This is a genomic window from Marinovum sp. J2-8, from assembly GCF_055808435.1.
The window spans coordinates 276,098-288,642 of sequence record NZ_JBVVRZ010000001.1 but is presented as its reverse complement, the minus strand read 5'-3'; the positions used below and the strand labels follow the sequence as shown (position 1 = coordinate 288,642).

At 58.6% G+C, this 12,545-nt stretch carries 10 protein-coding genes; all 10 read right to left on the bottom strand.

What is annotated here, in order from left to right; translation table 11 throughout:
• Complete coding sequence (locus AC0L4F_RS01390) at positions 1 to 723, bottom strand: serine O-acetyltransferase (protein WP_244684402.1); 723 nt, start codon at positions 721 to 723, stop codon at positions 1 to 3.
• A gap of 22 nt (positions 724 to 745) precedes the next feature.
• The gene (locus AC0L4F_RS01385; RefSeq protein ID WP_244684400.1) at positions 746 to 1,906 is read right to left on the bottom strand and encodes a M20 aminoacylase family protein; all 1,161 of its coding nucleotides are present in this window, start codon (positions 1,904 to 1,906) and stop codon (positions 746 to 748) included.
• A gap of 58 nt (positions 1,907 to 1,964) precedes the next feature.
• Complete coding sequence (locus AC0L4F_RS01380; RefSeq protein ID WP_244684397.1) at positions 1,965 to 3,473, bottom strand: aldehyde dehydrogenase family protein; 1,509 nt, start codon at positions 3,471 to 3,473, stop codon at positions 1,965 to 1,967.
• Positions 3,466 to 4,320: an NAD(P)-dependent oxidoreductase gene (locus AC0L4F_RS01375; protein WP_244684395.1), complete on the bottom strand. Its 855-nt coding sequence runs from the start codon at positions 4,318 to 4,320 to the stop codon at positions 3,466 to 3,468. Before AC0L4F_RS01375 ends, AC0L4F_RS01380 begins: the two co-directional genes overlap by 8 nt.
• The gene (locus tag AC0L4F_RS01370) at positions 4,317 to 6,020 is read right to left on the bottom strand and encodes a dipeptide ABC transporter ATP-binding protein (protein ID WP_244684393.1); all 1,704 of its coding nucleotides are present in this window, start codon (positions 6,018 to 6,020) and stop codon (positions 4,317 to 4,319) included. The genes AC0L4F_RS01375 and AC0L4F_RS01370 overlap by 4 nt, the downstream gene beginning before the upstream one ends.
• The gene (locus tag AC0L4F_RS01365; RefSeq protein WP_244684392.1) at positions 6,017 to 6,919 is read right to left on the bottom strand and encodes an ABC transporter permease; all 903 of its coding nucleotides are present in this window, start codon (positions 6,917 to 6,919) and stop codon (positions 6,017 to 6,019) included. Before AC0L4F_RS01365 ends, AC0L4F_RS01370 begins: the two co-directional genes overlap by 4 nt.
• 1 nt (position 6,920) lies before the next feature.
• Positions 6,921 to 7,889 (bottom strand): ABC transporter permease, encoded by a 969-nt coding sequence (locus tag AC0L4F_RS01360; RefSeq protein ID WP_244684391.1) that lies wholly within the window; start codon positions 7,887 to 7,889, stop codon positions 6,921 to 6,923.
• 63 nt (positions 7,890 to 7,952) lie between these two features.
• On the bottom strand, positions 7,953 to 9,533 hold the full coding sequence (locus AC0L4F_RS01355) for an ABC transporter substrate-binding protein (protein WP_244684390.1): 1,581 nt from the start codon (positions 9,531 to 9,533) through the stop codon (positions 7,953 to 7,955).
• Between the two features lie 102 nt (positions 9,534 to 9,635).
• Entirely contained in the window at positions 9,636 to 10,553 is a 918-nt protein-coding gene (locus AC0L4F_RS01350) for a LysR family transcriptional regulator (RefSeq protein ID WP_244684389.1), read from the bottom strand.
• A 1,083-nt stretch (positions 10,554 to 11,636) separates the two neighbouring features.
• Positions 11,637 to 12,503: a hypothetical protein gene (locus AC0L4F_RS01345; RefSeq protein WP_244684388.1), complete on the bottom strand. Its 867-nt coding sequence runs from the start codon at positions 12,501 to 12,503 to the stop codon at positions 11,637 to 11,639.
• Between the last annotated feature and the right edge of the window lie 42 nt (positions 12,504 to 12,545).

Genomic DNA, 12,545 nt, shown 5'->3' with positions numbered 1-12,545 from the left:
TTACTCCCTGGGCTTTGCAAAGGACACTTTTGCGGGACCAACCTGTCTGGAATTGGCTCCGACAACGACCGTCGCGGGCGCAACATCGGTGATCACGATCGCACCCGCCGCGACATTGGCCCCGGCACCGACGGTGACATTGCCAAGGATGATCGCGCCAGCACCGATGACCGCGCCGTCCCGGAGTGTTGGATGGCGCTGCGCACCGCTGTCCGACAGCGTGCTTCCCAGGGTCACGTTATGCCAGATCGATACATCCTCTCCGATCACACAGGTTTCGCCAGCAACAAAACCCAAACCGTGATCCAGCCAGAAGCCCGGCCCAATCCGCGCGCCGGGATGGATATCGGTGGAAAAGGCCCGCCCAAAGGCCGATTTGACCGCCAAAGCAAGCGTGTAGTCGCCTTCTTGCCACAGTTGATGCGCCACACGGTGGGCCATGACGGCATGCACCCCGCGTGCAAACAATAGCGAGGCCACCGCGCCGCCCGGCTCAAAATTACGCCGCGCAGTTTCCGCAATGTCGTGGCTGCTGAGATCGACCAGACCGGGGTTGGCGGCATAGACCCGTCGGACCACATCCCCCGGCACCCCAGCGAAGGAGGCCAGAAGCGTGCCGGCAAGGTCAGCGAACCCCGCAAACCGTCGCGGCTGGATGCCAAGCAGCGCGGCAGTGTCGGGGTGGTCGTTCAGCAGCGCTTCGGTGTCGGCGACCAAAGTCATCGTGCAACATCCTGTCCTGCCTTCATTGCCCTGCCCCCTCAACCAGCGTTGAGAAAAACCGCGCACCGATGGGCAGGATCGCGTCGTTGAAATCATAACGGGGCGAATGCAAAGCGCCAAACTCTGACACGGGGCCATTCCCCAACCAGACATAGGCTCCGGGCACCTGTTCAAGCATGAAGGCAAAATCCTCGGATGCCATGGAGGGGTTCTGATCGCTATGGACAGCATCCCGACTCGCAACCGTCGATGCCGCCGCCTGTGCCTTTTGCTGACTGGCGACATCGTTGATCGTCGGCGGATAGACCGCTTTGTAATCAAGGTTAATTTCAACGGCATTTTGCGCCGCAACGCCGGCACAAATCTCGGCCATCCGGGTCTCTACCTGCTGTTTCACGGCCTTGTCGAAATAACGGGTGCAGCCCGCCAGCCGCACAGCTTCGGGAAGGACGTTATAGGCGTCACCCGCGTGGATCTGTGTGACGCTCAGCACCGCAGGCGATTGCGGGTCAAGGCTGCGCGATACAACGGATTGAAACGCGCCGATCAACTGTCCGGCGGCCACGATACTGTCGTTGCAATCATGCGGCATGGCCGCATGGCCCCCGCGCCCGGTCACGGTAATATCAAAGGTATCAAACCCTGCCATCTGCGCGCCCGGCCGCACGGAAAACGAGCCCGGCGTCAGGCCCGGCCAATTGTGCAGGGCGTAAACCTTATCCACCTGATGATCGTTGAACAGCCCGTCTTCAATCATGTGGCGCGCACCGGCTTCGCATTCCTCGGCGGGTTGGAAAATGAATGTGACGGTGCCGGAAAAGCGCTTTGTCTTCGCCAGATACTCTGCCGCGGCAAGCAGCATGGTTGTATGGCCGTCATGGCCACAGGCGTGCATGATGCCCGCGTGGACGGACCTGTAGGGCTGTTGGCTTTCTTCGGAAATCGGCAACGCATCCATGTCTGCGCGCAGCCCGATATTGGGGCCATCTCCGTTCCTGAGCACGCCGACAACGCCGGTGCCACCATACCCGCGATGCACCGTTATCCCCATCTGCGTCAGCCGTTCGGCGACGAATTCGGATGTCCTGTGCTCTTGATAGGCCAGTTCCGGGTGCTTGTGCAGATCGCGACGCCAGTCTGTCCAGGTCGGGTGCTGCGCTGTGAAAAAGTCAGGGGGCGACATCTTGTTGCTTTCCTTCAAAGGGGGAGAGGGCACAGCGGCCCCCACCCCGATCCATCCATCAGGACACATATCCAAACGCGATTTTGGGCGTTTTACCACTGTCGAGCCAGACCGATTTCGGACTTGTATACTCCATCAACGCATCGCTACCACTGGATCGGCCAAAGCCGGAGTTAAGCGACCCTCCAAAGGGCGACGACACATGGATCGCCTTGTAGCTGTTGATCCAGAATGTCCCGGCGCGCACGGCCGATGACACCCGATGTGCACAGCCAACATCCGAGGTCCAAACCGCGCCAGCCAGCCCGAACATCGTGTCATTGGCGATGGCGATGGCCTCTTCCTCATCCGCAAAGGCGATTGCGGTGGCGACGGGGCCAAAAATCTCGGTCTGGGCGGCGGCGGCGTGATTACCCAGCCCGGACAGCAGGGTTGGCGGCACGAAATATCCGGTGTCTGGTGTTGTGTCGCGGGTGCGCACAATGCCCCCCTCGTCGCGCGCGCCCCGGATCATGCCCGTGACATGGGCAAACTGGCGGCCATTGCTGATTGGGCCAACCTCGGTGGCCTCATCCAGCGGATCCCCCAAGCGGATACCGTCCATGCCCGCAGCGATCATATCGGTCAGCTCGGCATGAACCGATTGATGCACCAACAGCCGCGATCCCGCGACACAGCTTTGCCCCGCGCCGGAAAAAATCGCCGCCTGCGCGCCAAGGGCGGCATGTTTCAGATTGGCATCGCCAAAGACGATATTGGCTGATTTGCCGCCCAGCTCCAGCACCGCAGGTTTCAGCGATTGCGCCGCCGCGACCGCAACGCGACGCCCGGTTTCGGGCGAGCCGACAAAGATCACCTTGCGTACCGCGTCATGTTCAATCGCGGCTTGCCCAGTTGTTGGCCCCAGCCCGCAGAGCACGTTGACCAACCCTTTGGGCAGGCCCGCGTCTTCGGCGATCTTCACCAGTGCGACGGTTGTCAGCGGGGTCAATTCGCTGGGCTTGATCACAACGCCATTGCCGGTGGCGATGGCCGGCGCGATTTGCCAGCCTGCGGTAAAGATCGGCGCGTTCCACGGCGTGATTTGGAAGACCACGCCCAGGGGTTCGCGCAGCGTATAATTCAGGTGCCCGCTTGGCACCGGGATCACTTCACCATGCAGTTTGTCTGCCCAACCGGCGTAATAGCGGAACATCTCGGCGACCTTGGCCACCTCCACCCGGCAATCGCGGACGGGCTTGCCCGCGACCAGTGCTTCGAGCCGCGCCAGCGTCTCATGGTGGTCCTGAACCGCCCGCGCGATGTCCTGCATGACATCGCCCCGGGCGGCGGCGGAATAGCCACCGGCCCAGGCCTTTTGCGCCTCCGCCGCAGCATCGCAAGCCGCCGCCGCAAGCGCCGCGCCGCAATCAGCATAGCGGGCCAGTTCGATCTGCGCATAGGGATCTTCCAGCACCACGGCATCACCTGCGCCGTCGCGCAACTGGCCACCAACCAGGCTTTGCACCTCTGTGCCAAGGCCCAGGTCACGCATCAGCGAAAGCAAAAGGTCTTTGCGGTCAGACATTGTCGGTGGCTCCATATTTGAAAATCTCGTTGAAATCGGCGCTGTCGGCCAATGTATCGCGGCTGTTTTCCCAGATCGCGGCAATCGCAGCAGTGGCAGGAAGGTCAAGCCCGCCCTGCCCCGCCAATTTGGTGGCAAGCCCAACATCCTTGCGCATCAGCCCCATGGTAAAGCCGGAATCATAGGCACCATTCAAAATCCATTTCGGGAAGTTCACTTCGCTGACCCCGCTGCGCCCCGATCCGGCGTTGACCCCTTGCAACAGGCTGTCAAGCGGGATGTCACAGCTTTGCGCCAGACGGGCCATTTCACTGACCAACACCAAATTCGCAGCACAGAGCAGATTGTTGGCAATTTTCGCCGCATGGCCCGATCCGGCGGGGCCGACATGCACGGTCTTGGCCGTCAGATCATCCAGAACCGGGCGCAGCGCGTCGATGGCCGCAGCCGGGCCGCCCAGAACCATGGTCATCGTGCCCGCGCGTGCGCCGCCCGGCCCGCCGCTGACCGGACCATCAAGAAAGATGTAGCCGTCTGCCGCGGCGGCCAGCATTTTGGTTGTGTCCGGCTCTGATGTCGACGTGTCCAGAATGATGGTTCCCGCCTGCACATGCGGCACGAGATCGGCCATGACGCTGGTCACAACCTCGGCTTTGGGCAGCGACAGGATGATCTGATCGCAGCTTTGCGCCAAGGTGGCCAAACTCTCGCATGCAGTGGCGCCATTCGCCACGGCGCGCGCACGCGCCTCTGGCATCGCGTCATAGCAGAGCACCTGATGGCCCTTTTCAACAAGCCGCGCAATCATCGCGCCGCCCATCGCGCCGCATCCCACTATGCCTATCATGTTGCTCTCCTCATATTTTGTGTATTCTCATGTCCCGTGGCGCGCGGTGCCGTTTCCAGCAGCATTCGGGTGTATTCATTCTCTGGTGCATCATACAAAGCCTCTGCCGCACGGCATTCGACGATCTGGCCCTGCTTCATCACTGCCACCCTGTCTGAAACCTGCCGCACCACCGCCAGATCATGGCTGACAAACAGCATGGTCAGCCCGAGCGAGCGGCGCAGCTCCATCAACAGCGCCAACATGTCGGCCTGGATCGACACATCCAACGCCGAGGTCGGCTCGTCACAAAGCAAAAACCGGGGCCGGACCGAAAGCGCGCGCGCGATGCAGATACGCTGGCGTTGACCACCCGAAAATTGATGCGGAAATTTGCGCCCGGAATCCGCAGGCAGGCCGACGCGTTCCAGCAAAGCCCCAACCAGACGCGGGGTTTCCTCGCGTTCGGCCAGACCGTGAAACCGGATTGGTTCGGCCAGAATGTGATCAACGCGCATCCGGCTGTTGAGCGACGAATAGGGATCCTGAAAGACCACCTGCACATCACGGCGCAGCGCCTTGCGGGCGGCCCGCGTGCGTACATCGGTCATAAGCCCATGATCACCATACCGCACACTGCCGGAACTGGGCGGGATCAGGCCCGTCATCATCCGGCCAAGGGTCGATTTGCCGGACCCGCTTTCCCCGACAAGCCCCAGAACCTCGCCACGTTTGATGCTGAGGCCGGGAATATCCACAGCGCGGAAGCTGCCCGCCTTTCCCCAGAAAGACTTCTTTTTGGTGGCAAAATCCTTGGTCAGCGCGCTTGCGGTGACATAATCGCCAGATCCTTCGCCCTTGTGCCCCTGCAACAGCCATTGATCAATCTCGCCGGTCTTTTTCGCGGGATTGCGGAACCTGTCTTCGCGGTGGTCGATGCTGGGGATCGCGGCAATCAAATCTTGGGTATATTGCTGGGTGGGCTGGTGGATCACCTGTGCCGTTGGGCCGGTTTCCACCAGTTTGCCGTAGCGCATCACATAGACCCTGTCGGCGGTTTCGGCGATCACCCCCATGTCATGAGTGACCAAAATCACCCCAAGAGAGCGTTCAACACAAATGCTGCGGATCAGATCAAGCACCTGTTTTTGCACAGATACATCCAGCGCCGTGGTCGGTTCATCCGCAATCAGAAGGTCGGGATCACCGGCCATGGCAAGGGCGATGACCACACGCTGCCGCATCCCGCCAGAGAATTCGTGCGGATATTGCCCCATGCGGCTGGCCGCGTCGGGAATGCCGACACCGTCCAGCCGATCCGCCGCCATCTGACGCGCCTGCGCCAGTGGCAAATCCTGCAATATTGCAATGGATTCGCTCAACTGATCGCCGACCGTCATCAACGGGTTCAGCGAAGTCATCGGATCCTGAAAGATCATCCCGATCCGCCCGCCGCGCAGCCGCGCCATCGCCGTATCGGATAAATCGACCAGGTTTTCACCCTCAAGCTCGATCCGCCCGCCCGACACCACGCCAGGATGCGACAGCAGCCCCATGATGGCGTTGCCAATGGTCGACTTGCCCGCACCACTTTCGCCGATCAGCCCGACAATCTCGCCGCGCCGGACCTCCATATCAAAGCCATGGACGGCGGTGAAATCACCCAGCCGGTGTGGGAACGTGATTTTCAGGTCTTGGGTTTTGCAAAGAATATCGGTCATCTCAACCTCGGATTCAGATAGTCGCGGACCCAGTCGGCCACGAGATTGAAGGCAACCACCATCACCAAGAGCATGATGCCGGGAAAGATCACGACCCACCAAATGCCGGAAAACAGGTATTGGCTGCCGATCTGGATCAAGGCGCCAAGCGACGGTTCAGTCAAAGGCGTGCCCAGCCCAAGGAAGGACAGCGTTGCCTCGGTCACGATGGCCACGGCGATTTGCAACATGGCAAGCACAAGCACCGGCCCAAGGATGTTCGGCGTGATGTGGCGCAGGATGATCGTGACCGTCGGCAAGCCGATCGCGTGGCAAGCGGTGACGTAATCCTGACCACGCTGCACCATCGCAGAGGCACGCACGATGCGGGCAAACTGGACCCATCCGGCCAAACCGATGGCAAGGATCATGATTGGCACAGCCGCCTGAGCAAAGACATCCGCAGGCAAGGACGCCTTGAGAATGCCATTGAACAACAGCGCAATCAGGATCGGCGGAAAGGCGAACTGGATTTCTGCAACCCGCATCAGCACCGCATCGGTCATCCCGCCGAAGTATCCGGCAACCAGACCGACGATCATACCGATCACCACAGACAGCGCCACCGCACCAATGCCAACCTGCAGCGAAATCCGCCCACCATAGAGCATCGCCGACAGGACATCGCGCCCTTGCAGGTCCGTCCCCAGAAGGAACCGGGGATCGGCCCCATCCGCCCAGGCAGGGGGCATATTGTTGTCCATGATCGAAATCGTCGCCGGATCAAACGGCGTATGCGGCGCAAAGACCGGGGCAAAGGTGCAGCCGATGATCATCAAAGCAATGATGACGGCCGAAACGACCGTGACCGGCGAATTAAGCAGTTCGTACCAGAAATCAGAGCGAATTCGTTCCAACATATCAAAGCGCTCCGTGGCGAATGCGGGGGTCGATCAGCACATAGATCGCATCCACCACAAGGTTGGAGATCGTGAACACCAGCCCGACAAAGATCAGATAGGCGGCCAGCAGCGGGATGTCGCTTTGGCCAATGGCATGCAGCAACAACGACCCCATGCCCGGCCATTGGAACACCCGTTCGGTGATGATCGAAAAGGCAAACAAAGAGCTGAGTTGCAGGCCAATCGCCGTGACCACCGGCACCAGCGTATTTTTCAGAGCATGGCGGAAATAGACCCGCCCGCCCGGCAATCCACGCGCCCAGGCAAAGCGGATGTAGTCGGTGCGCAGCACCTCCAGCATCTCGGCCCGGATCAGGCGCAGGATGACACCAAGTTGAAACAGACAGAGTACGGCGGCGGGCATCAAGGCATGGCTAAGCCCGTCCCAGGTGAACAGGCTGGAGCGGAACCCAAGCACCACCGCCACGTCGCCGCGCCCGAATGAAGGCAACCAGTTCAGCCAGACCGAGAACACCAAAATCAACAAGATACCCAACAGGAAGGATGGGATAGAGACCCCGATGACCGAAAGCGCCATGATCGTCTGGGCAATGCCGCCCTTGCGCCGGATGCCGGTGTAAATGCCTGCCGGAATGGCCAGCAACAGCGACAGCACACCGGACAGCATCACCAGCTCTATCGTCGCCGGAAGCCGGTCTGCGATCATCTCGCTGACATCACGGTTAAAGCTGTAGGAGATGCCAAAATCGCCCTGCACGGCGTTCACAACATAGCGGGCATATTGCACGAGGATCGGATCGTTCAGGCCAAGGCTCTCGCGGAGCGCTTCGCGGTCTTCGACGGATGTTTCCTGTCCGACAAGGGACAGAACCGGGTCGCCTACAAATTGAAATACCAGGAAGCCGACAAGGGCAACGCACAGCATCACAATCGTGGCCTGAAGCAATCGGGCCAGCAAAAAATACATATCAGGTTTCCATGTAGGGGGCGATGGGGTGCGGCCCAACAAAGGCGGGCCGCACAGGCGCGATCAGTTGACGTTGAAATATTCCAGCGGGAATTCAAACGTCGGGTGCTGCACCACATCGATGTTTTCCGCCGCGCCCCAGACCAACTGCTGCACGTGCAGCGGCACGAGGCAGACATCTTCGACCATGAGGGCCATCGCGTCTTGCAGCATCTTTTCGCGCGCGGTTGCGTCCATCGTCACAGCCGCCTCTGCCGCCAGCGCATCGGCTTCTGGAACCGAGCAGCCAGAGATGTTCCACGCCCCTTTGCCGTTTTCCAGATCGCGGGTTCCCAGCACATTCTGGAACACGTTCAACGCATCCATGGTCGAGGGCGTCCAGCTAAGCAAAAAGAACGAGGTGCCGAAATCAGGCGCGACAACCTTGGGGAAAAACTGTGCCTTGGGCTGGGCGATCAGGTTCACCTTGATCCCGACACGGGCCAGCAGGCTGACGGTTGCCTGACAGATCTGACCGTCATTGACGTAACGGTCGGTCGAGCAATCCATCGTGACCTCGAACCCATCGGGATAGCCTGCTTCGGCCAAGAGCGATTTGGCGGTATCAACGCTGTATTCCAGCCGTGTCAGATCGGGGTTATAGCCGTTCACCTTGTCCATCAAATATTGCGTGGCCAGCGTCGCCTGCCCCTGCATCACCCGGTCGATGATCGCCTGTGCGTCCACCGCATGGGCAATCGCCTGACGCACCCGCAGATCAAGGAACGGATTGCCCTCGACCGGGCTTTCGATGATCTGATCGCGCCATTGGTCCATGCCGATATACATGGTGCGCGCCTCGGCGCTGGAGACCACCTTGACCCCTGCGCCGTTTTCTACGCGCGGAATGTCCTGCAACGGCAGTGGCATCACCAGATCAACCTCACCCGACAAAAGCGCCGACACCAGCGTCGCGGCATTGTTGATCGGGGTAAAGACAACTTCGGTTACATTGCCCGCATCGCCCCAATAGCCATCAAATGCGGCAAGCGTGGTCTTTTCACCCTGCGCGCGCGATACAACCTGAAAGGGGCCCGTGCCGTTGGCGTTGGTGGCGCTATAGGCTTTTTCCTCAGCCTGAAGGTTGATTGGCATCGCTGCGCCGTTGGCTTCGGACCATTGTTTATCAAGGATCATCAGGTCCAAGAGATCATTCAACAGGATCGGATTTGGCGCTTTGGTCACGACTTCGACGGTCATGTCATCAATGGCGCTATAGCTTTCGACCGAAGCCAGCACATGTTTGAAATTCGAGGTTTCCGAAAGCGCACGGTCCATACTGAAGATGACGTCATCGGCGGCGAAAACCGACCCATCATGGAACGACACCCCATCGCGCAGTGTGAAGCGCCACGTCTTGGCATCCACCTGCTCCCAGCTTTGTGCCAACTGACCTGCGATCTCGAAATCCTTGTCGCGCGCGACAAGCCCCTCATAAACATTGGCGAGAAAATAGTTGGTAAAGCTCTCATTGTGGCTATGGGGGTCAAGGCTGGTGGCATCGCCCTGCGAGGCAATGCGCAGCGTTTCCGCCTGCGCCGGGGCGACTAACGCGGTCGAAACGGCCAAGGCGGCGACAAGAGGAGCGATATAGTTTTTTGACATTTTTTTACCCTGTTGAGATCCATCGATTCTCTACAGACTATGGCCAGAACAAGGCTGCGGGAATTGCAGCAAATGTGACTTATCGTTGCGCCGCACGCAACGCTAGGCGCTGTGCCGAAAGGCGACCATTGATCGGCTGATGTGGTTGACCAGTCGCGTCGCTCCTTCGGGCAAACGACGTCCCTGCCGGGTAAAAACCGACGCCTCGCCCTTGCTGAATTCAGGAATATCCAAAGGCTTGGTTATGATGGTCCCATCCGCAATTTCGCGGGTGACCACAAAGGCGGGCAGCACCGTGACACCCAACCCCTCACGCACGAAGTTGCGCAGCACAGCCAGAGAGTTCGATCGCACAAGCGCCTGAAGCCTGACCCCATGTGCGCCCTCGGCCACCGCAATCATATCCCCGACGCCAAAGCCGGATTTCAGCAATGCCGACGGCAAGGTTTCGAGCTGCGCCATCGTGACGGGCTCTGGCAGATCCGCCCATTCCGACGTGGGGCTGACCAGCAGATCCAGCGGTTGCTTGACCTGCGCAACACTGCGGATCGCCCGTTCGGTACGCGCATTATACGCCAGTCCAAGATGCGCGCGGTCCGTTCTGACCGCGTGAAGAACCTGTTCGGTCGAACCGCTCAACAAATCATAAGTAAACCCCGGGAACGCCGCCTTGTAAGACTTCACCGCATTGCCGACAAAATCGCTGATAAAGCCATCTCCGACCGCAATCACCAATTCCCCGCGCCGCATCCCCTTGAGCGCGTCAAAGTCCGACAACAGCGCCTCTTGCTCGCTTTGTTGGTGTTTCAGATAGGTCCGCAGAAGTATTCCCGCCTCGGTCGCGCGGACGCCTCTGCGTCCCCGCTCAATCAGCGCGGTTCCCAGCGAATCTTCCAAAGCCTTGATTTGCCGACTGATCGTCGAAGGTTCGACACCCAATCGCTCTGATGCAGATCTGATCGAACCCTCTTCGCAGGCAACCAGAAACGAAGCAGACTGGACAGCGTCTATCTTGAACAAATAGGTCTCCTTGTCACCGCCAAGCGGGCCGACGCGACAACCGATCTTGGGTTGTTACCTTCTACAAGTCGAAACTGTCTTTGGCGAGGATGTGCACAAGGCATGCCGACGCGGGGCACCGGTGCAGGACATATCGCCAGTAACTTCAAACTTTATATCATAAAAGACTGCTTTCGCCCTGCCGATACATAGCACAAACACTTTATCTGGATTCATGCAGTCCTCTAAAACTATCGAAAACACTGGTCGGCATAACTGTGACGCTGCGGACACTGATTGCAAAGACCGGAACGAAACCGTGGCAAGACCAGTCATGCGGTTTGACTTCCGGTAGTTACTCGTTCTCACGAACTTGGGGCCGCGTGCACCCAGGCGGCGGAGCTTGCTAAGACTTGCCAACTATATAGCCTGATAGAGCAAGCGCACAATCGCATTAGGCGTCACGTTGGTGAGCTAACTGAGCTGATCTTGTTCAAATTGCTACACCGCCATGGCCTCGAATTTCGACGGAACGCGACGTTTGGGGAACTGCATGTTTTCGTGCATTCGGGCTGTGATCGGCCATCTACCGCACTTGGTACCAAAGTCGGCAGTGGTCGACAGCTCCTGGCAAACTATGATCTGATATACGCCCGCATCCACTCATTGCACGTGCCTTCGCTCATACGATCACAGCACGCGCAGTGAAGATCGGCTGCCCTTCTTAGCGTGCTGCCTGGCAAAAACACCACCAGGCGGCGCCACAGCCAGACATGCAAACGGCCTCGGGTACTCCCCGAAGCCGTTTCCTTATCTTCTCAGCCAAAATGACCTTGTGAGACGGTTAGGTCATGTCGCGTGATGCGCCACAACACACCCTGTCGATGCTGGCAAAGTTATGCCACGCCAGTTCCGGCCACCCCAATAAAATTTTATTATTCAATAACTTAACTCACATCCAAAACTGCGCGTCTAAAAACAGCGGCTGCCATTGCCAAGTAGTCGGGGTAAGTTTTGCCATTATTCTCAGGGGATCTCGGTCAATTATGCATAAAAAAAAGCCGCCCCGAAGGGCGGCCTGTAAGTCATCTTTAGAAATGGTGATTATAGATCTGCGCGGCGGAAAACCTTCGCTCTCAAAATATACCGATCCATAATCGGCTCCAAACCCAGCTTACTCAGTTTGACAGAAACCGATTTCGTACTGGTACCTGCGTTATCGGCAAGCTCTTGAAGAGTGACATACTTCGAACAAAACTTGTCCACGTCCTCCTTTGCGTAACAATACCGGATCGTACCCCGGGCGTTGGCAACTTTTACCCCCTTAAGAAACTGTTGCCCGTCCAGATCAGTTTTCGTTCGAAGATGTTCAATTGCCATCACCTTGAGTCCCAATTGCGTTGCGACTTCTTTGGCAGACATGCCCTGCTCGGAAATCACCTCTTGCGCAGCAGGCCGGATTTCCTCCGGGCGGACGAAAACCGAGCGGAACCGCAATTCTTCACAGCCGGTTTCGACGGTGGCGAGCCGTCCGTCCAAAACAAGCCGAACGATGTCTGCAACGGGCACCCGAGCAATTTCCGAAGCCTCGATGGTATTTACCATGCCTGCGCTCGGCTCCTGCACAGGCTTGCCGGCAGCACGAAAGCGAACCAGAAAATCATCAAGGTCATCGTTCGCGACATTCGTCATCACTCCAGACTTGATGGACGGATCGTTCGACAGCTTCTTCAGGATCCCAGTTCTGACCATCATTTGCGCCTGTGTACGGTTGCAGTTCAGGTAATCTGGAATTGATTTCGTCGGCGTGGAGTTATTGATCCTGTGGGCAAGCGCTTCACCTTCAACCGCATCAAAGGTCCGTCTGGTTTCGATCTGCTCGGGATCTCCCTCCGCGATCAATCCTGTTTGGATCAAAGCCCTGTTTAGCGTCATTTGGTGGATACCGCTAACTTTGGACAGGCTCGCCACGGTATGGCGCTTCCGATGTGCTACCTTCCCATCCAACAATTC

Coding starts and splice junctions, on each gene's coding strand:
- AC0L4F_RS01370 (WP_244684393.1), bottom strand. CDS start 6,020: ATGACCGATATTCTTTGCAAAACCCAAGACCTGAAAATCACGTTCCCA.
- AC0L4F_RS01390 (WP_244684402.1), bottom strand. CDS start 723: ATGACTTTGGTCGCCGACACCGAAGCGCTGCTGAACGACCACCCCGAC.
- AC0L4F_RS01380 (WP_244684397.1), bottom strand. CDS start 3,473: ATGTCTGACCGCAAAGACCTTTTGCTTTCGCTGATGCGTGACCTGGGC.
- AC0L4F_RS01355 (WP_244684390.1), bottom strand. CDS start 9,533: ATGTCAAAAAACTATATCGCTCCTCTTGTCGCCGCCTTGGCCGTTTCG.
- AC0L4F_RS01365 (WP_244684392.1), bottom strand. CDS start 6,919: ATGTTGGAACGAATTCGCTCTGATTTCTGGTACGAACTGCTTAATTCG.
- AC0L4F_RS01385 (WP_244684400.1), bottom strand. CDS start 1,906: ATGTCGCCCCCTGACTTTTTCACAGCGCAGCACCCGACCTGGACAGAC.
- AC0L4F_RS01375 (WP_244684395.1), bottom strand. CDS start 4,320: ATGATAGGCATAGTGGGATGCGGCGCGATGGGCGGCGCGATGATTGCG.
- AC0L4F_RS01360 (WP_244684391.1), bottom strand. CDS start 7,889: ATGTATTTTTTGCTGGCCCGATTGCTTCAGGCCACGATTGTGATGCTG.